The sequence below is a fragment of the Collinsella aerofaciens genome (genome assembly GCF_005844325.1).
GTDB classification, from domain to species: domain Bacteria; phylum Actinomycetota; class Coriobacteriia; order Coriobacteriales; family Coriobacteriaceae; genus Collinsella; species Collinsella aerofaciens_G.
Genome location: NZ_SPFY01000026.1, coordinates 1 through 24,289 on the forward strand (window position 1 = coordinate 1; position 24,289 = coordinate 24,289).

Annotated in this window: 21 protein-coding genes; 6 read left to right on the top strand and 15 right to left on the bottom strand. The window is 57.1% G+C overall.

The window, feature by feature from the left end; genetic code table 11:
- Positions 1-38 precede the first annotated feature (38 nt).
- The 9 genes from FGQ61_RS07915 to FGQ61_RS07955 all read right to left on the bottom strand — a co-directional run bounded on the left by FGQ61_RS07915 (position 39) and on the right by FGQ61_RS07955 (position 11,828).
- On the bottom strand, positions 39-290 hold the full coding sequence (locus FGQ61_RS07915; protein WP_249360964.1) for a hypothetical protein: 252 nt from the start codon (positions 288-290) through the stop codon (positions 39-41).
- A 329-nt stretch (positions 291-619) separates the two neighbouring features.
- Positions 620-1,951 (bottom strand): hypothetical protein, encoded by a 1,332-nt coding sequence (locus FGQ61_RS07920; RefSeq protein ID WP_138375161.1) that lies wholly within the window; start codon positions 1,949-1,951, stop codon positions 620-622.
- 583 nt (positions 1,952-2,534) lie between these two features.
- Positions 2,535-2,864, bottom strand: coding sequence for an ATP-binding protein (locus FGQ61_RS07925; protein ID WP_138375162.1), 330 nt, complete (start codon positions 2,862-2,864; stop codon positions 2,535-2,537).
- 738 nt (positions 2,865-3,602) lie between these two features.
- Entirely contained in the window at positions 3,603-4,706 is a 1,104-nt protein-coding gene (locus tag FGQ61_RS07930) for an ATP-binding protein (protein WP_238023024.1), read from the bottom strand.
- A gap of 211 nt (positions 4,707-4,917) precedes the next feature.
- Entirely contained in the window at positions 4,918-7,404 is a 2,487-nt protein-coding gene (locus FGQ61_RS07935) for a glycosyltransferase family 2 protein (protein WP_138375163.1), read from the bottom strand.
- Positions 7,405-8,472 (bottom strand): glycosyltransferase family 2 protein, encoded by a 1,068-nt coding sequence (locus FGQ61_RS07940; protein ID WP_138375164.1) that lies wholly within the window; start codon positions 8,470-8,472, stop codon positions 7,405-7,407.
- A 12-nt stretch (positions 8,473-8,484) separates the two neighbouring features.
- Complete coding sequence (locus tag FGQ61_RS07945; protein ID WP_171021557.1) at positions 8,485-9,603, bottom strand: glycosyltransferase family 2 protein; 1,119 nt, start codon at positions 9,601-9,603, stop codon at positions 8,485-8,487.
- Positions 9,604-9,677: 74 nt separating this feature from the next.
- On the bottom strand, positions 9,678-10,718 hold the full coding sequence (locus tag FGQ61_RS07950; protein WP_138375166.1) for a glycosyltransferase family 2 protein: 1,041 nt from the start codon (positions 10,716-10,718) through the stop codon (positions 9,678-9,680).
- A gap of 6 nt (positions 10,719-10,724) precedes the next feature.
- On the bottom strand, positions 10,725-11,828 hold the full coding sequence (locus FGQ61_RS07955; RefSeq protein WP_138375167.1) for a glycosyltransferase family 2 protein: 1,104 nt from the start codon (positions 11,826-11,828) through the stop codon (positions 10,725-10,727).
- Positions 11,829-12,084: 256 nt separating this feature from the next.
- On the opposite strand from FGQ61_RS07955, the gene FGQ61_RS07960 reads away from it, so the two are divergent.
- The gene (locus FGQ61_RS07960; protein ID WP_138375168.1) at positions 12,085-13,104 is read left to right on the top strand and encodes a glycosyltransferase; all 1,020 of its coding nucleotides are present in this window, start codon (positions 12,085-12,087) and stop codon (positions 13,102-13,104) included.
- Positions 13,105-13,128: 24 nt separating this feature from the next.
- Here FGQ61_RS07960 and FGQ61_RS07965 read toward each other — a convergent pair whose 3' ends face one another.
- The 6 genes from FGQ61_RS07965 to FGQ61_RS07990 all read right to left on the bottom strand — a co-directional run bounded on the left by FGQ61_RS07965 (position 13,129) and on the right by FGQ61_RS07990 (position 18,204).
- A complete protein-coding gene (locus FGQ61_RS07965; RefSeq protein WP_138375169.1) occupies positions 13,129-14,925 on the bottom strand; it encodes an AAA family ATPase in 1,797 nt (598 codons plus the stop codon).
- Between the two features lie 202 nt (positions 14,926-15,127).
- The gene (locus FGQ61_RS07970) at positions 15,128-16,570 is read right to left on the bottom strand and encodes a VgrG-related protein (RefSeq protein ID WP_138375170.1); all 1,443 of its coding nucleotides are present in this window, start codon (positions 16,568-16,570) and stop codon (positions 15,128-15,130) included.
- 6 nt (positions 16,571-16,576) lie between these two features.
- Positions 16,577-16,942 carry a hypothetical protein gene (locus FGQ61_RS07975; protein WP_138375171.1) on the bottom strand — a complete coding sequence of 122 codons (366 nt, stop codon included), beginning with the start codon at positions 16,940-16,942 and terminating at the stop codon, positions 16,577-16,579.
- A gap of 128 nt (positions 16,943-17,070) precedes the next feature.
- Positions 17,071-17,490 (bottom strand): HI0074 family nucleotidyltransferase substrate-binding subunit, encoded by a 420-nt coding sequence (locus FGQ61_RS07980; protein WP_138375172.1) that lies wholly within the window; start codon positions 17,488-17,490, stop codon positions 17,071-17,073.
- The gene (locus tag FGQ61_RS07985; RefSeq protein ID WP_035138649.1) at positions 17,477-17,764 is read right to left on the bottom strand and encodes a nucleotidyltransferase family protein; all 288 of its coding nucleotides are present in this window, start codon (positions 17,762-17,764) and stop codon (positions 17,477-17,479) included. Before FGQ61_RS07985 ends, FGQ61_RS07980 begins: the two co-directional genes overlap by 14 nt.
- 8 nt (positions 17,765-17,772) lie before the next feature.
- A complete protein-coding gene (locus FGQ61_RS07990; protein WP_055310594.1) occupies positions 17,773-18,204 on the bottom strand; it encodes an RrF2 family transcriptional regulator in 432 nt (143 codons plus the stop codon).
- A 224-nt stretch (positions 18,205-18,428) separates the two neighbouring features.
- On the opposite strand from FGQ61_RS07990, the gene sufC reads away from it, so the two are divergent.
- Genes sufC through sufU form a run of 5 tightly spaced genes read left to right on the top strand, consistent with a single transcriptional unit; the run spans position 18,429 to position 23,674 of the window.
- Positions 18,429-19,229 (top strand): Fe-S cluster assembly ATPase SufC, encoded by an 801-nt coding sequence (gene sufC / locus FGQ61_RS07995; RefSeq protein ID WP_006235561.1) that lies wholly within the window; start codon positions 18,429-18,431, stop codon positions 19,227-19,229.
- A gap of 12 nt (positions 19,230-19,241) precedes the next feature.
- Positions 19,242-20,654 (top strand): Fe-S cluster assembly protein SufB, encoded by a 1,413-nt coding sequence (sufB, locus tag FGQ61_RS08000; RefSeq protein WP_117854891.1) that lies wholly within the window; start codon positions 19,242-19,244, stop codon positions 20,652-20,654.
- Positions 20,654-21,925, top strand: a complete 1,272-nt coding sequence (locus tag FGQ61_RS08005; RefSeq protein ID WP_138375173.1) for a SufB/SufD family protein — start codon at positions 20,654-20,656, stop codon at positions 21,923-21,925. Before sufB ends, FGQ61_RS08005 begins: the two co-directional genes overlap by 1 nt.
- Entirely contained in the window at positions 21,922-23,247 is a 1,326-nt protein-coding gene (locus FGQ61_RS08010) for an aminotransferase class V-fold PLP-dependent enzyme (protein WP_198019969.1), read from the top strand. Before FGQ61_RS08005 ends, FGQ61_RS08010 begins: the two co-directional genes overlap by 4 nt.
- Positions 23,240-23,674, top strand: coding sequence for a Fe-S cluster assembly sulfur transfer protein SufU (gene sufU, locus FGQ61_RS08015; protein WP_138375174.1), 435 nt, complete (start codon positions 23,240-23,242; stop codon positions 23,672-23,674). The genes FGQ61_RS08010 and sufU overlap by 8 nt, the downstream gene beginning before the upstream one ends.
- Positions 23,675-24,289: the final 615 nt, after the last annotated feature.

A 24,289-nucleotide genomic window follows, 5' to 3' on the forward strand; every position in this document is an offset into this window, starting at 1 on the left:
CCCTCCCGTCTCCTGCGCCCCTCCCGGAACTGTCCACATCAGTGTAGCCAATCCAGGCCGGTGTGGCCGGCGAGCACGCCCGGCGCGGCCCTCCTCCCGCTGTTCCCGTGGGGCAGGGCCCTGAACCCGTGTGCCCTGACCGTCCTCGCGCGGGAGCGGGTGAGCCCCGTCCTCCTGCAGAACTCCGCGAGGTTGCATGCCTGCGGGTCGAACCCGTCGCCCTCCTCCGCGGCCATCTCCCGGAGCGCCGCGTCTATAATCTCCTGTAGGTCATCGTGTCTCTCGTTCACCTCAATGGTCCTCCTAACGCCGGCGTGTTGGCACCACCAGCGTAGTGGCGGCGGGGAGGCACGGTGGCCATTATTCGGTGACCGGGATTGGTCAAAATAGTTTGACTATTAGCGGCTAAAATCGCCCGGCGCTAACAGAATATTGGAAGAAGCGAGGGATCGCTCGCATCAATCCTGATCTAGAAGAGACAGTGAATACTGACTCATCCATCCGCAACCGGCGTCATGGCCGTATCGAAATAATCGCCATCCAATCGAAACGAAATTCATATCTCAATGCTAAGTTTGACCACAAAGACTATGAACCAAACGGAAGTTTAAAGCGAAAGCTATACGCGCGAAGAATTGTTATCAATGACCTCTTCGGCAACACATTTAACTAAAGGAATCTCATAGGAAAGTGCGCGATCGTGCTTAAAAGGAATAAACGCACCGAAAGTTTGTTTTTTACTGTGAACAATCGCATTTCTTACTTTATAAATTCGGGAAGCTATTAATCCAGCTACATTATCGGATTCCCAATCTATAACTGGAGCATCAGATTCAAATTCAACCCCATTGCTCGAATACCACACAGACCAATCGAAACGATAGCGACGTAGGGATTTCATTAGCCGAGGCACATGGACACACGACTCAACCAAGTATTCAAGCTCACGTTTTTCATTTCCAAAACCAAGTTCGCTCTTATGGGATATTTCTTTTTCTAACTTACTAACAATCGAATACAGATGCTGATCGTTGTATGCAAATTCAACCGACTGGAGCTCGTTTCTCAACAATTCGGTCGTCATTTTTCGATAGGCGGAATTAAAGTAAAATTCAATCGAATGATAGAAGGACAAAAACTGCAAATATGGGCTTCTCGAAGACACGCCAAGACAAAAATGATTAACAGCGCTGTCGTCAAATTTTACATCCGGAACACAATCAATTTCTAACTTCGCAACAGATAGCCTCCCGTAACTTCCTTTTTCTAAAAACTCATCAAGCGATGAAATTAGCCTCAGTGGCCTATCTAAACAAGAGATGTACTTAAATTGGAAGGAAGTTGCTCGTTCACGAAGTTGTTTCGCTTTTCTAAACCCTTTGGTAGTTATTCGTAAGGAGAGAATACCTGTGATTTCAACAAAAGCAGATGTCCAATCATCAACATTATGAGATACGGTTCTTCCACCGGTGGTTGAATGCGATCTCAGGCGTCGCAAAAAAGGATTTCTGCCTCTGAAAGTATTGCCGTCAAAACAACCTTCATTTAATAACATTAATATAATACAAAAAATATATGTAACGCTCGCCGGACCCATTCTAAATTCAGCATCTGCATTTACCGATTTACATGAAATTTGATCTGTAAAATGAGTTGCATATAATCCGGATATATCGACCATGCACTCATAGTTCTTACCATTTGAAAACCATTCCATACCATGAAAATCACCAATGGCCTCAACCGCTTTATCATATTCGTGTTTCAAGTCGTCGTCATTTATAATAATTGTCTTCTCAAAATCCGAAATCTCGGGGTCAAACTCTTCTTCAATTCGATAACTGAGATTTAAATGACATGTCAAATCATCACTGGCGTTATTTGGAGAGCTCTTGATTCCCATGATGGAGCAAAATACTTCTTTGAAAGAAACGTAATCGACAATATCCATAAGATACCTCTTAACACTTATATGACACTTGTTCTCAATACTATATCTGTCAACAATTTTTAATGCCATGAATCCTTCTTTTTTGTTTGAGGGAGGAGGTGGTCAATTTGGAGATATTCATTTCCAAACTAATGTACCATCGCGTGGAGTCGACAGCATTTCCACCAAAGGCGTGATGGGTTTCGTTTGCCGCGAAAATAAGTAAACAGGCGCTCTTAGGAGCGTGGCCCCTACTTCCTCTCAAGGAGAAAACATAATAATTGGGACGATTCACAGTCGACAGGCAACTAAGCCGTATCACAATTTGGGGGCACGCATAGGAGTCACCGATATTCTCAAACTAAATATTGCATCGATACCTAAGCAGATGAAGTAAATGATCGACTATCGAAAGCAATATACTCCTAGAGTCGGAGCTATGCCCAAATACTTGGCTGGACAAGGCGAAATACCGGTATCAACGGAACTCAAGTTGAGTATTTGCTCGCTTGAGCACTGCTGAATATCGCGAAACAGCACCGCCGATATCGCGCCTGGGCACCGGGGCCGACACTGGCCCCGGTGCCTTTTTATCGCTACCGGTCTATCCGCGGCGCTGCCGCATGTTGGCCTCGCCCATGTCGAACCAGACCGCGCTGTGCACGATCCTGTCCACAATCGCGTCCGCGTGTACCCCGCCGCCGAGCCTCGGGTGCCAGTCCTTCTTCTTGAACTGGGTGCAGAAGACGGTCGAGGCCGTGCCGCACCTCAGCTCAATCAGCTCCAGCAGCATCGACCTGAACTCAGTGTCCGGCTTGTCCAGAAGCCACTCGTCGACCACGAGCAGGCCGAACGCGCCGTACTTGCGGACGTGCTTGCGCTCGACACCCGGTCGGATTAGCCTTCCCCACTGGCGCCTCAGTATCCGTTGAATCGATCCAAACCACCATACTGGTCATGGACGTGTCCGTATCGGGCATACGCGTCTCGACCGCAGCGTTTTGCCCCACAAGCGCTACCACCGGGGTTCCTTCGGCGCCAATAGTCTCGCCCACATAGCCGATCAGCTCCAAATGATCAGCATCGAGCAAAGCCCGGCCAGCACCCGAGACGACCGGCCATGACGGTAGCGATGTCCATAAACAGGCTTTCCGCGCGAGCGACATAAGAAGGCCCGCCCTGCAAAACGTATAGATAGGCCATAGCAACAAGCAAAATATAACGACGACGATGGTTTAACAAGACAACAGATATGACCGTTCCGATCCTCAATACGAACCAATAAGCCACATGGGAGAATGCGAAATTCACTGTTGACAAGTCTACATACCAGCTAATATAGCAAATAAGAACGCAAATTTTAATAAAATCCACTAGCAGCCCGTCGATGGGAATCCAAAAGAGCGGCACATAACGCAGGAATCCAAAGACAGAGACAAGAAAAACTATTAGATACAGATGTAGCTTCTGGTCCAACGCATGCAAAGCCGGAAGTATAAAGGGCAGCAAAAATACAAGCCTTCGATTGAAGCTATCTGTTAAACAGCCTTGTTTATGGAGTATTCGACTTTCCCCGCAACAAACCAGATTGTTATGGCAGCAAAGCAGCCGACCGTAGTTCTTCCAATTGGATAGAAAAAGATATTGTAGAAAAAACTAATAATACCTCGACCTAGAACCGTTCGAGAATTTCCTCGGCATTATCTCGCAGATAAATATCTAGATCCGGCACGGCAAACTGCACGTAGCCCCTCTGTGGTGCCTGAATAACCTCTCTTTGTAGCAATTTGGCCCTAATAGAGCTGATCTCATTGGTCTTTTTACCCATGCGCCTAGCAATCTCGGCTGATTTGGACTGTTGTTTATCCTCGCACATGGCCAAAAGGTATTTGATATCGTTGAGCCCCAGTCCAGAAATCGCGGGCTCGTGAACAACATCGTGAAAACGAGCCTCTGCCAGCGCAATGCCTTCAGTGACGTCGCGCTCGCTCACAATGGCACTTTTGGCACGATGCAAGTTGGCGCGCTGCCAAATGGAATAACCGACCAGTTGCACCAGATAGGCATAGCCCTTAGTGGCCTTAGCGGCTCTCGACAGGAGATTGTCCTCTATGGTCAAGCCAGTCGCGACAAAGCTATCGCCCATAGAGAGCGCTACCTCCACCTGGTTGATAGGCGCCAGATCTTCGGGGAGGGCACGACGCAAGAACGTAAGCGCCTTGCCGTTAATAAGATCCATAACACCGGCGGGTAAACCGGCAAAGGCAAGTGCGATATCTACTCTTTCCCCTATCAAAAGCTGAACCGTAGACGCAATGGCACGCATATCGTCAATCGGAGCGTCCTGAACTTCATCGATGGCAATAAAAAGACCCTTGGCTGACCTCGCTGCCGAGCTTAGCAACTTTCTAAGACTCGACTCTTTGGGTGCAACATCGACTTTCGCGGAAACAAAGCCGGCGTTTACGCCGACCGAAGCATTAGTCGCAAGGGAAGAATCAGCAACCTGATCCCTCAGGTCCAGCAATAGGTTAGGGCCAGCAGAAACAATAGCGGTCTTCCATCCAAGCTCTCGCGCACGATCCCTAAGATCGCAGAGCAAAACAGTTTTTCCGGAGCCCCTCGGTCCAGCGATGCGCATGAGCCTCGCAGGTGCGCCAATTCCCGCATTCAAACTCTCGGTAAACTCAAGGGCAATATCATCACGACCAATTATGCGCGGAGGCTCAGCGCCGGCAGTAGGACGAAACGGGTTATGGAATACAGTGGCGCTCACTTGTTTGCCTCTCAAGACAATCGATTATTGGTCAATCTTAGCTTTAAAAGTTTATCGTAGACTATATCGAATTATATCCAGTTGTATAAGTCTGTATAAACGTATCGCGGAAGTATCGAGCTATCGTGATGCATTGCAGCAAATCGCCTAGACGCTGCTTTCTTCTCAGCTCATATCGAAAGTAAGTTGAGGACTTCCTAAAACCCATTTTCTAAAGCGAGAAATACTCGCTCTCAGCGGATAAGTTCGACCCCAACCATGGATCGCCCGTCAGGAAGAACTCAGGCCAGCGCTGCATGAACAGTGCTTGCTCGCGTTTCCAGCGGCGCATCTTTTCCTCGTTGGCCTCTTCCCTGCCGCGCGAGGTGAACTCGTAGTGATACAGCTCGGCATAGGGCGTAAAGATGGTGCGATAGCCCGCCTCCCACACGCGCAAACAAAAATCTGCATCGTTAAAGCCGACGGCGAATTCCTCGTTGTAGCCTCCGACTTGCTCAAACACGTCGCGACGGACCATCTGGCAGGCGCCCGTTACGGCGCTAAAGTTGCCCGGACGCACAGCACGGGCAAGGTAGCCCTCACGTTTTGCCGAGAAATCCTGGTTGGCATGGGCAAGCGCGCCGCGCACGCCAACCAAAATGCCGGCATGCTGCACCAGATGATCGGCAAAATAGAGCTTGGCGCCCACAACGCCCGCGTCGGGACGCTGAAGATAGCCCATCATCTCCTCGATAAAGTCGGATGAGATGACTTCAGTGTCATTATTGAGAAGCAGCAGGTAATCGCCCTTGGCATGCTCAACGCCAAAGTTAATGATCTGGGAGTAATTAAACTCGCCCGGCCACCACTCAACGCGTGCTGCACCCTTGCCACCAGACGCAGCGGCTACGCGCTCCGGCAGGGTTTCGTAATACGCAAAGGTCTCCTGGTCTTCGCTGTTGTTTTCCACCAAGACGATCTCGTAGTTGGCGTACGTGGCCTTCTGGGCGATCGACATCACGCAGGCATCGAGCGTCTCGACGTGGTCCTTGGTGGGAATCACAATGCTCACCAGCGGCGCAGACTCCAGCAGCGCATAGCGCATGCGGTAGACAAACGGCGTCTCGGACTCCTCGACCGTTCCGCGAATGCCCAGCGAGTCAAAGTGACGCTGCAGAGCCAGGCGTCCGGCCTCGATAGCATATGGCTTGCTATCGGCAGAACAGTCGGCGGTAGAGCCAGGGAGCACGCGCCAGTGATACAGCACGTGCGCAACGTGCTCAAAGCGCGCGCCCGCCGCGAGGCAGCGGAGCGTCAGGCCGTAATCCTGGGCACCCGCAACGTCTTCTGGCGACACGCCAATGCGATCGATGAGCGCCTTCTCCACCATTAGAAAATGAGTAACGCAGTTATGGCTATAGAGCAGGTCGACGTTGAGCTGCGTCTTAAAGACCGGCTGGCCCCACTCCCCCGTTTTCTGGAACATGTCCTCGTCGCAGAACAGGACCTGGGGGCGCTCGCCCTCGGCCGCCTTATTCAGCGCGGAAACATACTGGAATAACGCGTCCGGTTCCAGGATGTCATCGTGGTCCAAGAACGCGATGTAGTCTCCAGTCGCTTGCTGAATACCCGCGTTGGTGTTGACCACAATGCCGCCGTTACCAGGCAGCTCAACACGACGGACGCGCTCCTCGTTGACGCCCGCCGCAAGATTGGCAACCGCATCCCATTCGGGCGAGGCGTCCATAAGCAGCAATTCCCAGTTGTCATAGCTTTGGGCGAGCACCGAGTCCAGCAGCTCGCGCAGGTAGACCCGATCGGTCTTGTAGCACGGCACCACAATGCTCACGAGCGGTCTATAGGCAAAGGCCGCCGAAGCGACACGCTGGCACGCTAAATCGCCCGGCTTTGCGCGATGTCGCTCAAACCAACGTCGATAAGCTGCGTCGTCTGCACGCGCGTCCTTCATGCGGTTCCAACTGTCATCGACCATGCCGTTGTACAGGCGACCATCCATGGCGCAAAACCCGCTCTGGATCTGCTCTGTGGGGTCGCTCACAATCGCGACAAAATCTCGTATATCCTGAGGCATCTCAACACTCAGATACGTTTTATTGACGCGGCATCCGTTCTGCTGCGGCACATCGACCTGCGATTCAAACACATGCACGGTGACATCGATGGCATTCATATGCGCATCGAAGATCTGGAGCTCAGGCGCGCACTGGAGGTCTCCCGCCCAAGTAACCTCATAGCGCCACACCGCGCCGGCGTCTGCCGGCAAATAGCGAGTGGCATCGATCTCGTAGAAACCGCAGTGTTCGCCACGCTGAGCATCGCGGATAAGCGCGCACAGCGCAGGCTTTGCTTTGTAGTTAACCTTGGATTCCAGCTTGGCCACGCGGCTATCGAGGCGAATGGAGCCCAACCTTTGGCCACCGGATGCAAAAACGACATCCATCGACGAGCCATCCAAAAACGGAAGCACCAAGACGGCGAGCTCGCGCTCGTAATCGGAAACGGAAGGACAAAGCGCCAGCACACGGCCATGATCGACCGGGAGCACCAGCGACGGCACACAAGAACCGCTCGTCGTCGCATGGGCAAACGCCTGAGAGCCCTCCCGCTCAATAAGCGCGGCGACATCCTGACCGGCAAAACGAAGCAGCACAAACAGACGGCCCTGACTGCGGCAAAGCGCCAAACGCTTGATACTCATCTACACTTCTCGCTTTCCCAGGGCGTTCGCTGCCATGCGTTTGCAGGCACCCAGGCGCCCAAACCTCAAGACGTCGTAATCGAACATGAGCTTTTTGCACTCACGGGCATTGGGGGCCTTGCTGATAAGCGCCGCACGCACCATAGCAGCAACAGAAGGAGCGCATTGTGCGAGCGCAGCATCGCTGCCCACGGCAGAACCGGCAAGCGCCGTGGCAACGGCAGCAAACACCTTGCCGCAGTCCGAACCCAGCAACCTGAGCGCATCGTACAGCACCAGATCGCATAGGAAGTACGCCAGGTCATCGGCATGCTGGACATCGAGACCGTCGCGCTGCCAGTCAGCCAGCACCGCGGAGTAAATCTTCACGTGCTCCAGCAGGCGCGTCTCGTCGTCATAGCGCATGGTGTCCATGAGCGAGCCTTTGCGCGCCACGCGGTAGTCATACAGCTTGTTCGAGATAAGCGCGGTCTTGTGCGAACGACCGTACACAGCAAAATCGAAGACCTGGTCCTCGCCATACTTAACGGTTTCGTCAAACACGATCCCGTTGCCCAGCAAAAACTCACGTTTGCAGGCGGTGCGCCATGCAAAGGGGCGAGATGCTTCCTTAAACAGCAGGTCAGAGCTATAGCCTTCAAACGACACATCGCGCGGGCTCAGCACATAGTTAAGCCACGGATACCCCGCCTCCAGCGGATACGGATTCGCGCCAAAGGTCAAAACGTCGCAGTCCTCGCGCTCAAAGGCATCTACGATCACACGGCACGCATCGGGCGTAAATCGGTCGTCGGAATCCAAGAACGCGACGATAGGCGCCGTGGACGCAGCGATACCCGCATTGCGCGCGCTCGACAGGCCGCCGTTCTCCTTATCGACCAGCGTAAAGCGCGCGTCCTTTTCGCAATAGGTAGCCGCAATATCGCGCGAACCGTCCGGCGAGCCATCGTTGACCAGCACGCCTTCCCAATCGGGCATGTCCTGTGCAAGCAGGGAGTCCAGGCACCAGGCCAGGCACTCCTCCACGTTATAGATGGGAACGACAACGGAAATCTTGGGGGTAGCCATAGTCACTCGCTCCTACTGTGCTGCCGGAACGTCGTCAGGGTGCGGGTTGTCGCCGTAGGTGCGCTGATACGTCAGCACGCGCCAGACCAGCGGTAGGCCGCCAATCTTAAAGTAATGCTTAAACGTATTGAGCTTGCCCGGCTTCTTAAAGTCAAAACGCGAATCGATATAGGCGCGGGGCGACTTGACCATCAGGCGCAAGTCGGTCTCGCCGCGCGGGTCGAACAGCGACAGGTCAAAGCGACCGGCATCCCAATCGGCCTTGAGCTCGGGTGAAGCCTTCTCCCAAAACTGCTCGCGTAGCTCATCGACCAGACGCTCATCATTCCAACGGTACGTATCGACCTTCATGCGCATTAAAATGCCCTGAAGCTGAGCCTTAAGCTCGGGGCGCTCGTCCAAAAAACGTTGCATCTCGGCATATTCATCGCACACGCAAAACACCTTGTTGGGCGAATTAACAGAGCTCTTCTCGTTATCCTGGCGATAGCACAAAATGGGGTCCGTAATAAACGCGGCACGCTCGGCGCAAGCCCAAACCTTAAAGTTAAAGCCTGCGTCCTGATACGAGGCACCCGGCGTGGGGAGGAACCGAATCTGATTGTCGTTGAGGAACTCGCGCCGATAGATAGCCGACCAAATGGAAGGTTTGCGGTAGAAGATGCCCGGGCGATCGACGGGGCAATACGCGGCGCCCGTCATATGCTCGTCGATAATCCCAAACAGTTCACGGCGTTCGCTGGGCGTGGACCAATACAGGTAAAAGTCGCCCTTTACCACATCGGCATGCTCAGCATCGGCCTTGGCGACCAGCTTTTGGAGCGAATCCTCAAACATGAAGTCGTCGGACTCAAGGATGCCCACGTACTCGCCGCGCGCCATCTCCAGGCCGCGGTTCATCGAGTCGCCGTAGCCGCTGTTGGCCTTGTCGATCATCTTTACACGGGGATCGCGCTCCATGTACTCGCGGATGATATCTGGCGAGCTATCGGTGGAGCCGTCGTTGATACAGATGATCTCGATGTCCTTAAGCGTCTGCGCCACGGCGGAATCGAGACACTCGCGCAGGTAGCGTTCGACATTGCAGATGGGAACAAGCAGCGAAACTTTAGGGGTATCAGAGTTCTGCAAGAGAACCTCCTGTTGAATAGCGTGTAACAGGGTTATTTTAACAGCCGAGTTGCGGCGGGCGGCAGCGCTTGGAATTAGAGAAAGCGCTCCAGGCAGGCTTTGAGACCGCGAGTCGAAAGATAGAACAGCGTGGCGTCTGCCATCGAAACGCCCGAGGTCGCCGCAACGAGCTTGTGGGCAACACGGCGAACGGCGCCCTTAGCAGGCATATCCGCCCACTCTGTTCCCAAAAACGTCGTGAAAGCCCTGTTGACGCGGCCGGCAACACGGTGGAAGCCGTCCGCATCCAGACGCGCCAAGTCGAACACAATGAGGTCCAAAAACCAAGTTATCAGCTCGCCGGGGCACAGGTCCAAAAGACCGTAGGCTGCCCAGTCCTCCAAGACCTCCTCGAGCATCCTCATGTGGGCGTCAAGCTTTTTGGCACGAGCCTCGGCACTGTTGAACTCGTGCGTCGCCGATTCGCTCTCCATCACGTAGTGGTAGAACTTGTCCGGCATGACGACGGTCCTGCGGGCAAGCGCATAAGCCGCAAATTGGAAGACGACGTCCTCGCCCAAAGCCAAACCGGGGGCGAAGCGAATGCCTTCGCGATTGAGCAGCTCGCGCGAAAAAGCCGCACGGCAGGCATAGGGCTGCGCATTCGAATGGAACAGCAGTTGGGGATCACGGGCGCCGAAAGCACCAGCTTTGGTGCTCATGAGTTGCTGGACGCGTTTGGGGGCAGCATCGGCAGGTTCACAGACGCCGCCAAAAACGGCGGCCTCGGCATCTGCGGACTCCATGGCATGCAGCACGCGCTCGACCGTCTGGGCATCGATGTAATCGTCGGCGTCCACAAAAAAGACGGTCTCGCCCTCGGCGACATCGATACCGGCATTTCGAGCACACGAGACGCCCGCGTTTTCCTGGTCAATCACCAGTACGCGATCGTCGGCCTGCGCGATCTGGCGCAACACGTTCAACGAATCATCAGTCGAACCGTCGTTGACGCAGACAACCTGAATCGAACGCTCAGACTGGGCCAACAGCGAATCGAGGCATCGCTGAATGGAGCGCGCAGAGTTGTAAACGGGGACGACAATGGTAGCTTTAGGACACGAGGCCTCTCCCATGCCGACCTACCCCCTCAGCGATTCGATGAGGAAGGCAGCAACCACGCCTGGGCCTCCAACCGAGGCGTAATACTTAGCACGCCCCAAGGCACCATCCGTCGCAAAACTCGGATGCTCGTCAACCCAGCCCTCAGGATCTTTGAGGATGGCAGCGAGATTTGCGCGCTTCCACGGCTTGAGGTCGTCAAGCGAAAACTCCCCCGCGTCCAAGGCCGCTTGGAACTCCTTGGCCATCTGAACCAGGAACTCCTTATAGAACTTAGGCGCCAGGCGCACGTAGTTCCACATGTACGAATCGTACTTAATGAGCTGATTGAACTTGAGCATGCGCGCGACATCGCCGCTTGCGTGGCCGCGGGCATAATCCTCTCGAATCCAACGCTCAATCTCGGCATACTCGGTATTGACGCAAAAGACCTTAGCCGAAGAATTGACCGAGGAATTCTCGTTGTCCTGGCGATACGACAACACGGCATCATGTAGGTAAACAGCCTTATCGGCGCACGCGATCACCTTAAAGGCGAACGACGTGTCCTGAAAGGATGCCCCCGGAGTCGGCAGGAACGTAATGCCGTTGCGCTCAAGAAAATCGCGACGGTACACGGCCGACCAAATCGACGGCTTTTGCTTAAAGAACTGCGTCGTATCGCTCGGATGCACCGGCTTGCCGCAATCCTGAGGTCTAAACATCTCGTGCAGCGAACGGCGCTCCTCGGGCTTAGACCAGTAGAAATCAAAGTTCGCCTTCGCAAAGTCGGCATTATTGCTATCGGCGGCCGAGACAAGTTTTTCGAGTGCGTCGGACGCCATAAAGTCATCGGACTCCAAGATGCCAACGTACTTGCCACGCGCCATCTCCAGACCGTGGTTCATCGAGTCGCCGTAGCCGCTGTTGGCCTTGTCGATCATCTTGACGCGCCCATCGCGCTCCATATACTCGCGGATAATCGCCGGCGAGTTGTCGGTCGACCCGTCGTTAATGCAGATGATCTCGATGTCCTTGAGCGTCTGCGCCAGGGCGGAATCGAGGCACTCGCGCAGGTAGCGCTGAACATTGTAAATGGGAATAAGCAGCGACAGAACAGGGCTGCCAGAGGCGTTAGTAGACAAATGTGCTCCTTAGGAAATACCTGTCGTTTCATGGTATCAAAGGGCCAGCGCGCCAGCGGGCGTTTATATAATCTATGGAGCCTCTTGCGGGCAAAGCAGCCCCACGTCATGCGGCGGGCCCGTGGCAGGTTCCTGCGTTTTATTCAAAGCTTGCCGTCAAGGTGCGCCGAGCCTTTACAATAGGACAGTCCCAAGGACGTATTCGATAGCTTCCGTGCAGCGCATGCGCGCCGCACGTGAAAGGATATATTGCCCCATGCCTTCAACCCTCCCCGCCCCCATCGATAAGCTCGCCATCGTCGTCGTTACGTACAAACGCCAGGAACTCCTGGCCAATTTGTTCGACTCCATGACCGAGCTCACGGCCGCGCCCTGGCGCATCGTGATTGTCGATAACGAGAATTCACGCGAGACCGAGGCCATGTGCACCGCATTCAACGAGCGCCTGACCAACCTGTGGGGCATCGACACCGAGCAGCCTGACGCGCAGGGCGGCACCGACCGCGTCATCTACGCCCCGCAGCTTGAAAACGGTGGCGGCGCGGGCGGCTTCTCCGCCGGCACCAAGTGCGCCTACGACCTGGGCGCCCAGTGGTTCTGGGTGATGGACGACGACGTGCTCGTCATCCCCGAAGGCATCGAGCGTCTTGCCAAGTGGACCGACCGCTACGATGTCATCCAGGGTTCGCGCCTGGACTTTGACGGCGGTGCCTTCTTTTGGCAATACCAACTCATCCTTTCACTCGGCATTCCCAACCCTGTCGCCAAGTGGGACCTAGGACCCGAGGGCTACCGCGCCATGAACCAGCTGTGCTTTGAGGGCGGCATGTTCTCGCGCCGCGTGGTCGACAAGATTGGCCTGCCTGACGCGCGCTTCTTTATCTACGGTGACGACGCCTGCTACGGCTACGTAGCCAGCCAACACTTCCCCGCCGCCGTGGTCGCCGACGTGGTGCTCAAGCGCGCCCGCGCCGTCTCTAACTGGGATATCGCCGGCAAGCGCCAGCTCAACTCCACGAGCGACACCAACCGTTACTACATCATGCGCAACCGCGGTTATCTGGCCCGCTACATGCAGATTTACGGCGACTATCACCCCGTGCTGTTCCGCCTAGGCAACGCCGCGACCTTCTGCAAGGAGTTCATTCGCCTGGCCGCCGTTGACAAGTGCTTTAAGACCGGAATTCCGGCGCTACGCCGCGGCATGAAGGACGCCCGCAAGATCATCAAGGACCCCAACTGGAAGCCCATGCCGCCCATGAAGGACACCGAGTAACGGAAGCCGGAAACACCTCGGCGCTTAAAGCCGCTGGCACACCGTAGCCACATGCTGCCCATCAAAACCGAACCCCCAGCGCATGCGGCCAATGCCGGGTCGCGGCACACGGATTTCGTCGATGCCGTCGCGCTCTATGTCGAGCAGCGCCTGCACGGCCAGCAATTCCAGGCCCAGCGCATCCACACCGGGGTCATACATCATGTTGATCGTTATCAGCGGACGTTCATCGAGCATACCGATCGTATCGGCTATGTCGAACACGGCGCCCGTAGGAAAAACCTGGATGTCCCAGCGATCCGCGCCACACTTTCGCCTCGAAGCAGGATTGGCATAGCCCGGCAATCCAAAGCAGAGTCCTTGCAAGAGTAGGTGATATGGCAGCGGTGTATCTGGGTCGGTCCCACCGATTCCCGCATCCCCCAAGATGCGGCTTAGCGCCCGCCTCACGGTATCCTCGTTCCCATGGCACAGCCCGTCGCGAAACGCATCGACGTCTCGAATGTCTTCTGCAGCGCACTCAAACCACTCAATAATCACTAGACGCAAGGCCTGGCGAAGCTCGTTATTGGGCAATCGCAAAGCACGGAGGCAATCGCCATGCTCTGGCTCCTCAGTCATATCCGTCGTGAGAAAACCGGACAGATACAGCGCTGTCCACATGCCATCGTCAGGCGAGACATCTGGCTCTGCTGTGCCCAAACAAAGCGGAGCCTCAGCGCACCCATGGGCCTCGAGCAAATCAAACAAGACCGAAAGGCGGTCGAGATTCCACCCGGCAACTACCCTACTCAGGCAATCGGCATATCCATACAGATCAGCACGCACAGGCGCCGTGCAGCCTCGGCCCAGAAAACCGATCACACGCTCTGGACTCGAGCAATAGGCCCTGCCAAACCGATATCCCTCGAGCCATTCACGCGCATCATCCAGGTATTCCTCGCGCCCAGCATGATTCAAAAGAGCCTCGACCTCGGCATCCGAAAAACCGAAACATCGGTCACACCACGCTGACAGCGGCGTCGTCAGACAATACGAGCAGCCGCGCGAAGAAAGCGCCGCTTCGGCAGGGCCGGGACACTCCCCCATCAGACACGTCAGCCGCAACGAATCGCGCGCAGCGGCAATGGCGTCGAACAGCACGCGATCGAATAGCCCTGCCGGATCAGCACCGGAAGCGCCCCTCGCGCTTGCACGGCCCAACCATGCCGCATCGTACCCATCAACGAGCAATACAACCTGCTCATCGCAGGCCATCTCCAGCAGCTCAATGAGCACGCCAAGCACCGAGGCGACCTCGTCCTCGCTCGCCGCGCCACGCGCAACACGTTCGATGTGACGCACCTTGTCTCGAGCTAAATCCGGAGCCTCCAAAAGCGCCAGCAGGCGGACGCACTCGCCCGAAAGAGCATCGCGCACGACGTCGGCAATAGCGGCGCCACGCCTCGCAGCGCCAGAAAAATCCAGCGATATCACCGGATAGCAAGCGTACTCGTCCCGATAACGCCCACCGTCTGCATCCCAAATCTGAGCATTGGCAAACAAACGCTGATCAGCGCGACCAACCGCTGGACGCTCCAGAAAAGCCCTGAGCATCGACAAGTTCATGCTTTTGCCAAAACCCTCGGGTCGACAGCACACCACAACGGACGCGTCGCAGTCCAACGCATCGGCAATAAACATGGTCTTGTCGACCAGCGTGCAGCAACCAAGAGCCTCCGCATAGTCGTGCATGCCAATGGGCAAAGCCGCATCGTCGGCACAGCCGATCAAACGCACGCCAAAGCCAGCAGCACAATCAACATTTGCCTGTTCAGACACCAAAACGTTCCCCCTAAATCGCAGCACGATGCCAATTGTAATGACCGCATCGCATGTACCGATGTCGCCGCGCAAACATATCGGGCAACGGTAGTAACAAGAGGTGTGAGGGGGCACAATTAATCGTTGCACAACAAAACGGGGCCCGATACATTCGCACCGGACCCCGTCCCGACTATTTAGTTATCTGGCAACTAAGAGCCTACTCCCCCGAGTCGTCCTCCCCAGAAGCCTTCTTCTGCTGATCGAGCTTATACTTACCACTTACGATAGACGTAGCGCCCAGCGTGGCCAAGCTCGCGCTGGCAAGGCTCGCCATAACGATAAGGTCGCCCGTCTTGGGCATGTTACCGCCCGAAGTCTTAGTCGTTGTAGTGGTGGTTGTAGTGGTCACCGTCTTGGAGTCATTTTGCTCTTGGTTCTGGTTGTCGGTGTTGCCCTTACTGCTGTCCTCGCCCTGCTGCTTTCCGTCCTCGGTCTTGTCCTTGTTCTTGTCCTTCTCCTCAGATTCAGACTTCTTGTCCTCGTCCTTCTTCTGAGCGGACTTGTCGTCCTTCTCATCAGAGCTAGAACCCTTATCGGATTCAACCTTCTCGGAAGCCTTATCCTTGGAGTCGCCCTTTACGGCTTCGGTCTTTTCCGTGGAAGCCTGATCAGAGTTGTCCTTGTTCTGAGTCGAACCATTATTGACGCCAGCCATCAGCGAAGAGCCCAGCGTAGAACCAAGCTGCTCGGAGAAAGAAGGCTTCTTGTCCGGCGAAGCAACGGGAGCGTCCGGCGCCTTATTCGAGTCGTCCTTGGAAGCATCGGAATCAGGGGTTGCGTCAGAGCCGGAGCCGTTGTTAGAGCCGGTATCAACGGACGAATCGCTCGAGCCGGTAGATGAGTTAGAGGTGTCAGCGCCGGTCGAACCAGAAGCGTCGCTGTCCGTATTGCCGGCAGAGCTTGAAGACGAATCGCCCGCAGCAGAGCCGTTCGAATTGGAGCCGTTCGAGGTAGAGCCGTCGTTGGTAGTGCCACCAGCCGAGCCATTACCGTCAGCATCGGTCGAGGGCGTATCCATCCTGTCATCGTTGGGATCGTCACTCGAGTCGTCATTCGAATCAGGTGTCGGCGAGGGCGCCGGTGTGGGCTCGGGCTGCACGGGCGTCGCAGCGGCTGCCTCGTCCTCGGCGATATAAGCCAAGCAGTCCTTCAGCTCATTCTTATAACGATTCTTCCAGCCCTCATGATACTGGGGCTGGCTCGAATACTTGGTCGCCACGTTATTGACCACGCTGTTGGAGAGCGCCGTCACAAACTCGCGGTCGGACATATCATTGGAAAGATTCGCCCAGCGGAAAAAGTCCCTGCAGCCACCGGTGCCGCACATGTTGGTAATGCTCCACACCATGCCCTTGACGCAATCGGCGCGGCCCGAAATATCAATACCCAGGCCGCTCTTGAGCCACGCCTCGGTCACCGCATAGTACGAGTTGTACGCATACGCATCTTGAAGTGCTGAGAACTCAACAGGATCGGTGTTGTACGCACCTTGGAAGGCATCCTGCGCGATATGGCCCAGCTCGGTGAGCTGGCCGTTCTCGTACATGACATTACTCGTGTTGGAAATCTCGCTGCCGCGATCAATCGCATCCTTGAGCATGCTGTATTATTCGGGGTTGTAGTTGTAGGCCTGCTTCATAAACGGAATGAGCGACCAACGACGGTCGAACTGGTAATAACCCAGCGCGTTATAGCCGTCACCGTACGAAAAGCCCTGGTTGTAGTTGCCATGGCTCTCGTACTTGGTAAAGTACTTCATCTCGGGAGTCACGTTGACAAACGAAACGCCCTGGACCGACCTCAGTACGCCCGAGAAGGACTGCTGGGTGTAGAGACCCTTATCGATATCGGTGGCATCCGAGGCAACGCCCGGCGTGGGCTCCTCGGCAGCAGCGGGTGCCGGCGCGGAAATGGCGCCAAACGAAAGCGCCAGCGTCAGGCCCGCGACAATCGCGGAATGCTTGAGCTGCATAAGATCCTCCCTGCATTGGTATAGTTAAAGTGCAGTTTGCAAAGATAGAAATAAGTATTGCAGCTCGCCCGTTGTTGCACAACAACCCCTCGGTAAACGGCAACAACCCTCCGCGAAATCTTAAGGAATTAAACAAACTGGTCGTCGGGCGCCATCAGAAGCTCGCCGTATCGCTCCATCAGCCCGTCCCTCAACTGACAGAAAGCGGGGATATAGACGTTCAAGATGCGCTGAATCAAGTCTTGAGCGAGCTTGTTGTCGTAGATATGGACGTTCGTATTGCGGTCTCTGAGCATATCTAGCCAGGCCGCCTCATCAATAAAGTCGTAGAATCGGTACGACTCCTTCAAGATGGCACGAGGAGACCCCGACGCGGCAAGCGTGGCGCCTTCATACTCGAGCAGACGCTTAAGGAGCTTCCAGCTCAGTTCAAATTGAAGATTGAACTTATTAATCAATCCACTCTGAACAAAATCATTGTTGAGATCCTGATTGGGCGCATCCTCAAGATTCGCCAAGGCGCTGGCAAAGTTCTCATATTTTTTCATACAGAATCACACCATCCCTGGCAATTTCATCGAGCAATTGCTGCGATAAGGGCTCATCGAGATTGACGACATCTACATCTAAAAGAGTATCAAGACGCTCCTCGATCAAATATGACAACCGGCCGAAATCCCGGCAACCTGCTACTGCGATGTCAATATCGCTCTTAGGCAAGTTGTCACCTCGAGCGCGGGAGCCAAACAGCACAACCTTCTCGGCGTCACACTCCCGAGCAAAAACTTCAATTTGCTTATACACCTTGTCGAGAGATGCCATTTGCAGCCCTACAGCTTAATGTCAAAGTTGATTTCGGGGACGGCGGCCAGGTCGGCCAACGTCACGCCGTCGACGTACTTTTCGATCACGTCGTCCAGGCCGCGCCAGAACTTGACGGTCGAGCAAAGATCGCTGCGAGTGCAGCTGTTGTCGATGCCATCGCACGCCACTGGAGCCGTGCTGCCCTCGACGGCGCGCAGGATGTCGCCGGCACGCACCTCGGCCGGGTCCTTGGCCATCATGTAGCCGCCGCCCTTGCCGCGCACGCTCTTAAGCAGGCCCGCCTTCATAAGCGGACGAACCAGCTGCTCCAGATACTTTTGTGAGATATGCTCGCGGTCGGCAACCTCGCGCAGGGCAATCTTGCCCTCGGCGTCGCCCAGCGCCGCGATATAGATCATCAGCCGGAGGGCATAGCGGCCCTTGGAAGAAATGAGCATACCTACCCTCCCATCGCATCTGGGACAACATAACCAGGTTTGTTTGTCCCAAATCTTAAGTAAATGGGACAAACACAACAGGTTATTTTGTCCCAGAATTTGAAAAGTCGAGTGGATTAGTCGGGTTTTCCCTTGACTAACGCCGAACCCATAGTAACTTTATTCCGAGAAGATTCCTAGGGTTTAGTACACCTATGAGTACACCATATACAGAGAGGGACAGCATGAGCGCAAATCCGCTGCTTTCCATCGAAGGTCTGACCGCCTCCGTGGACGAGAAGACCATCCTCCACAACGTCAACCTCAACGTCGCCGCCGGCGAGACCCACGTGCTGATGGGACCCAACGGCGCCGGCAAGTCCACCCTCGGCCACCTGGTCATGGGCGACCCTGTCTATACCGTCAACGACGGCCGCATCGTCTTTGACGGCCAGGACATCACCGAGCTCACCACCGACAAGCGCTCGCGCGCCGGCCTGTTCCTGAGCTTCCAGGCCCCGGTCGAGATCCCGGGCGTGCCGCTGTCGAGCTTTTTGCGTGCCAGCATCGCCGGCCGCCCCGGCCTGGAGATGAAGGGCAAGGAGTTCCGCCGGCGCGTCAAGGAGCTCGCGGCAGAGCTCAACATGGACACCGCCTACCTCAACCGCGAGCTGGGCGTGGGCTTCTCGGGCGGCGAGAAAAAGAAGGTCGAGATGCTCCAGCTTCTGCTGCTGCAGCCCAAGCTCGCCATTCTCGACGAGACCGACTCGGGCCTAGACGTCGACGCCCTGTCCACCGTCAGCCACGGCATGGACGCCTACCGCAAGAGCTGCGACGGCTCCATGCTCATCATCACGCACAACACGCGCATCCTGGAGCACCTGGATGTCGACCGCGTCCACGTTATGGTCAAGGGCCACATCGTGCGCGAGGACGACGCCTCGCTCATCCCCTGGATCGACAAGAACGGTTTTGAGACCTTCGAGCGCGAGGCCGCCGAGCAGCGCGCCCAGGCCGAGGCCGCCGCTGCCGAGCAGCAGGCGTAAAGGGGCGACGCAATGACCAAGAACCGCACCGAGGTCGCGGACATCGACCGCAGCCTCTACGACTTCACCTATGGCGAGGAGGGATTCGAGCGCCTCGACGCCGGCATCACGCCCGACATCGTGCGCGAGATCAGCGCCAAGAAAGACGAGCCGCAGTGGATGCTCGACCTGCGCTTAAAGTCCCTCGAGATCTTCAACCGTTTTCCCGACCCGACGTGGGGCCCCTCCATCGAGGGCCTGGACATGGACAACATCGTCACCTACGTCAAGCCCAACACCGACCAAAAGCACGACTGGGAGTCGGTGCCCGACGACATCAAGAACACCTTTGAGCGCCTGGGTATCCCCGAGGCCGAGCGCAGCTACCTGGCAGGCGTCGGCGCGCAGTACGACTCCGAACTCGTCTACCACAACATGCAGGACACCGCGTCCAAGATGGGCATCGTCTACTCCGGCATCGAGGAGGCCCTGCACGATCCGCAGTGGGAGCCGCTCATCCACGAGAAGTTTATGACGCTCATCCCGCCCACCGACCACAAGTTTGCGGCCCTGCATGGTGCCGTGTGGTCGGGCGGCTCGTTTGTCTACGTGCCCAAGGGCACCAAGCTCGACTTCCCGCTGCAGAGCTACTTCCGCCTTAACGCCAAGGGCGCCGGCCAGTTTGAGCACACGCTCATCATCGTCGAGGACGATGCCGACCTGCACTTCATTGAGGGTTGCTCCGCGCCCAAGTACAACGTAGCCAACCTCCACGCCGGCGCTGTCGAGCTCTTTGTGGGCAAGCGTGCGCACCTGCGCTACTCGACTATCGAGAACTGGTCCAAGAACATGTACAACCTCAACACCAAGCGTGCGCGCGTGGACGAGGACGGCGACATCGAGTGGATCAGCGGCTCCTTCGGCAGCCACGTGGGCTACCTCTACCCCATGAGCGTGCTCAACGGCCGTCGCGCCCGCTCGAGCTTTACCGGCATTACCTTTGCCGGCGCCGGCCAGAACCTCGATACCGGCTGCAAGGTCGTGCTCAACGCGCCCGACACCTCGGCAACCGTCGAGACCAAGGGTATCTCCAAGAGCGGCGGCATCCAGACCTTCCGCAGCTCCATCGTGGCCACGCCTAAGGCCGAAGGTTCCAAAGCAACCGTGAGCTGCCAGTCGCTGATGCTCGACGACCAGAGCCGCTCCGATACCATCCCCGCCATGGACATCCGCGCCAAGAACGTCGACATCGGCCACGAGGCCACCATCGGCCGCATCGGCGACGACAAGGTGTTCTACCTGATGAGCCGCGGCATATCGGAGGAAGAGGCCCGCACCATGATCGTCAACGGCTTTGCCAACCCGGTCTCCAAGGAGCTGCCGCTTGAGTACGCCGTCGAGATGAACAACCTGATCAAGCTCGAGATGGAAGGAGCGATCGGATAATGAAACAGGAAACCAACACCGCTGCTACCACGCTCGAGCAGGTCAACGCTATGCCGGCCGCCACTTGGGGTTGGCTCAAGATGAACCAGACCAAGCTCGAGCTTTCGGACGAACTTGCCGCCGCTCCCGCCGAGGCCGTTGAGGTCGAGGGCCTGGACGAGCAGTTTGCCGGCTCGGCCGACGCCTTCGATACCGCCATGGACGCCATGGCCGAGCGCTTCCCCGAGCGCCGTGCCTCCGCCCCCGGCGACGCCGTCGACCGCGCCCGCATCACGCCCGAGACCGAGCTCGACGTGCCCGCCACCTCCATCTACCAGGCCGGCGCCATCAAGCTCGAGGAGGAGCTCTCCCCTGCCGAGGCCTTCGAGACTGGCATGGGCGAGGCTACCTACACCTACCTGGCCGACCACACCACCAAGCGCGTCGTCATCGATGTGCCCGCATACAAGCACGCCACGGTTACCGTGCGCGTGAGTGGCGTCGACGCTGCCGCAGCCATCGCCGCCATCGATGTCGTCGCCAGTCCGCAGGCAACGCTCGACCTGCGCATAGCCCTGGACTCCCCCGTTGCCGGCCAAGGCGTCGTGGGCTCCGCGCTACGCGTGTGCGCCCACGAGTACGCCACCGTCAACGTGACCTGCACGCAGACGCTCGACGATAGCTGGATCGCGCTCGACGACACCGGCCTGTTCCTGGACGAGGGCGCGCGCGTCAACGTGCAGCACACCGTCCTGGGTGCTGGCGCCAGCGCCACCGGCCTTGCCGGCGACCTGCTGGGCGATACCGCCAAGGTGACGATCGATACCGATTACCTGGGCGCCCGCGAGCAGGTGCGCGACTTTAACTACGAGCTGCGCCACCGCGGCCGCAAGACCGAGTGCGAGATCGACGCCAACGGCGTGCTGACTGGCACGTCCAAGAAGGTCTACCGTGGCACCATCGACCTCGTGCACGGCTGCAAGGGCGCAACCGGCACCGAGCGCGAGACGGTGCTTTTGGCCAACAAGGGCGTCGACAACAAGACCGTTCCCGTCATTCTCTGCGACGAGGACGACGTCGCCGGCAACCACGGCGCCACAATCGGCCACGTCCGCGACGAGCAACTGTTCTATCTCGCCTGCCGTGGCCTTGACCAAAACGCCGCCGAGGACCTGTTCATTCGCGCCAAGCTGGAGGACGCCGCGCTTTCCGCCACCGACGAGCGCACCCGCGCAGCCGTCGTCCGCTTGGGCAACAACCTGATCAACAACTTTGAAGAGGAGCTCGCATGATCGACACCGAGCACGTTAAATGCGATACCTGTACCGCACCGGAGCCTATGGAGCTCGACGCCAGTGACGAGGCCTCGCGCGGCTGGCCTACCGTCGACATCGAGACCAATCCCTACAAGGCACAGTTCCCGCTTTTCCAGCAGCACCCCGAGATCGCCTTCCTCGATAGTGCCGCCACCGCGCAGCGCCCCGCCTGCGTGCTCGACGCCGAGCGTGACTTCTATCAGCGCATGAACGCCAACCCCCTGCGCGGCCTGTACTCACTGTCCGTCGAGGCCACCGACGCCATCGCGAAGGTCCGCCAGCAGATCGCCGACCTCATCGGCGCCTCACAGGCCAACGAGGTCGTCTTCACCCGTAACACGAGCGAGTCGCTCAACCTGGTCGCCAAGAGCTTTGCACCCACGGTGCTCGAGCCCGGTGACGAGGTCGTCATCACCATCATGGAGCACCACTCCAACCTAATCCCGTGGCAGCAGGTCTGCCGCGAAACCGGCGCCAAGCTCGTCTACCTCTACCCCACCAAGACCGGCCAGCTCACCACCGAGGAGGTTCTTGCCAAGGTTGGTCCCAAGACCAAGATTCTGGCCGTGGGTCAGGTTTCTAACGTGCTGGGCGTCGAGAACCCGGTCAAGAACCTCGGCAAGCTCGTCCACAAGTACGGCGGCTATCTGGTCGTCGACGGCGCGCAGTCGCTGCCGCACATGCCGGTCGATGTGGCCGACCTGGGAGCCGACTTCTTTGCCTTTAGCGCACACAAGGCCATGGGCCCCATGGGCATCGGCGTGCTGTGGGGCAAGATGGACCTGCTGAACGCCATGCCGCCCATGCTCACCGGTGGCGAGATGATCGACTCTGTCACCGAGCAGGACGCCGTCTGGGCGCCCGTCCCCGAGAAGTTCGAGGCCGGCACGCAGGACGCCGCCGGCATCTTCGCCACGGGCGCCGCCCTTGATTACCTGGTCAACACGGTGGGTTACGAGAACATCCAGGCCCGCGAGCAGGCACTCGTCCACTATCTGATGGGCGAACTCATGCAGCTCGACTTTGTCCAAATCATCGGTTCCATCTACTGGGACAACCACCACGGCGTTGTGAGCTTTAACGTCAAGGGAATTCACCCGCACGACGTCGCGAGCATCATGGACATGGACGGCGTCTGCATCCGCGCCGGCCACCACTGCGCGCAGCCGCTGCTCACCTGGCTGGGCGTCGAGAACCTTGCCTGCTGCCGCGCCAGCGTGGCCTTCTACAACGACAAGGCCGACATCGACAAGTTCATCGCCGGCCTGCATCACGTTTGGAGCACGTTCAATGGGTAATCTGTACACCTCCACCACGTTTATGGAGCACAACTCGCACCCCGACTATAAGTACGAGATGGATGCTCCCACGCACGAGCACGACGGTATCAACCCCAGCTGCGGTGACGAGCTCACCTTGCAGCTACGAGTCGAGAACAACGTGATCGAGGAAGCCTCCTTTACCGGCCACGGCTGCGCCATCAGCCAGGCAAGCGCCGACATCATGGCCGACCTCATCACGGGCGAGACGGTCGAGGAGGCGCGTCGCTTGGCGGAACTCTTCCTCGCCATGATCCGCGGCGAGAAGCTCTCCGAGGACGACCTGGAAGACCTGGACGAAGCCGCCCAGCTCCAGGACATCTCGCACATGCCCGCCCGCGTCAAATGCGCCGAGCTCGCTTGGCGCACCCTCGACGGCATGCTCGAGGGGCAAGCAAACCAGTAGTTTATGCCCCGAATCCAAGTTTTTTGATTGCCGAGCCGCCCGATACGGGCGGCTCTGTTTTTACCTAATGAGCGCGAACGCACAAAGTCCGCGCGTCCGGCGCCCCGTCTGACATTTGCCACACAGCCAGACGCGAGCACGGGCGTTTTCCACAGCACCAAAGGCCTGCGGCAGGGCCCCGGGCCCGCCAAGCAATGCGCCAAGCCCCGTTCTGCGAAGCTCCGACTCGCTTCGCGCCTGCCGCAGACGGGTCCCATAGGAAGCGGCGTGCATTTTTGCGAGTATTCAGCACGCCAAGCTGTGTGTATACGCATCGAAAGCGTTAATCAATGTCTTTAGGCGCATATATATTGTGTTTTAGAACAAGCATCGCGGTCTGACGGGACGCAGGCACGTGCTTCGGGGGCGCAACGGCAGGAATCAATAGCTTCGGGACCCGTATGTTGCAAGATTGCGGCGGTGCCGACAGCAACACGATGCTGAAAACTCCGTTTTTTGCACGGCGCAGACGGGGGTAGGCACGGGCAAACCCGGACTGAGCTGTTATTTTATGCAAGATGACGATTGTTCTATGCATATTAAGAAGTGCAGTTACCGTACCAAGCTTTTGAACGC

Bases quoted from the DNA above. Each gene is read 5' to 3' on its own strand.
- FGQ61_RS07990 (WP_055310594.1), bottom strand. From the start codon at position 18,204: ATGCTCATTTCTTCCAAGGGCCGCTATGCCCTCCGGCTGATGATCTAT.
- FGQ61_RS07975 (WP_138375171.1), bottom strand. From the start codon at position 16,942: ATGCAGCTCAAGCATTCCGCGATTGTCGCGGGCCTGACGCTGGCGCTT.
- sufU (WP_138375174.1), top strand. From the start codon at position 23,240: ATGGGTAATCTGTACACCTCCACCACGTTTATGGAGCACAACTCGCAC.
- FGQ61_RS07980 (WP_138375172.1), bottom strand. From the start codon at position 17,490: ATGAAAAAATATGAGAACTTTGCCAGCGCCTTGGCGAATCTTGAGGAT.
- FGQ61_RS08005 (WP_138375173.1), top strand. From the start codon at position 20,654: ATGAAACAGGAAACCAACACCGCTGCTACCACGCTCGAGCAGGTCAAC.
- FGQ61_RS07935 (WP_138375163.1), bottom strand. From the start codon at position 7,404: ATGAGTATCAAGCGTTTGGCGCTTTGCCGCAGTCAGGGCCGTCTGTTT.
- sufB (WP_117854891.1), top strand. From the start codon at position 19,242: ATGACCAAGAACCGCACCGAGGTCGCGGACATCGACCGCAGCCTCTAC.
- FGQ61_RS07950 (WP_138375166.1), bottom strand. From the start codon at position 10,718: ATGGGAGAGGCCTCGTGTCCTAAAGCTACCATTGTCGTCCCCGTTTAC.
- FGQ61_RS07985 (WP_035138649.1), bottom strand. From the start codon at position 17,764: ATGGCATCTCTCGACAAGGTGTATAAGCAAATTGAAGTTTTTGCTCGG.
- FGQ61_RS07970 (WP_138375170.1), bottom strand. From the start codon at position 16,570: ATGCTCAAGGATGCGATTGATCGCGGCAGCGAGATTTCCAACACGAGT.
- FGQ61_RS07940 (WP_138375164.1), bottom strand. From the start codon at position 8,472: ATGGCTACCCCCAAGATTTCCGTTGTCGTTCCCATCTATAACGTGGAG.
- FGQ61_RS07960 (WP_138375168.1), top strand. From the start codon at position 12,085: ATGCCTTCAACCCTCCCCGCCCCCATCGATAAGCTCGCCATCGTCGTC.
- sufC (WP_006235561.1), top strand. From the start codon at position 18,429: ATGAGCGCAAATCCGCTGCTTTCCATCGAAGGTCTGACCGCCTCCGTG.
- FGQ61_RS08010 (WP_198019969.1), top strand. From the start codon at position 21,922: ATGATCGACACCGAGCACGTTAAATGCGATACCTGTACCGCACCGGAG.
- FGQ61_RS07920 (WP_138375161.1), bottom strand. From the start codon at position 1,951: ATGGATATTGTCGATTACGTTTCTTTCAAAGAAGTATTTTGCTCCATC.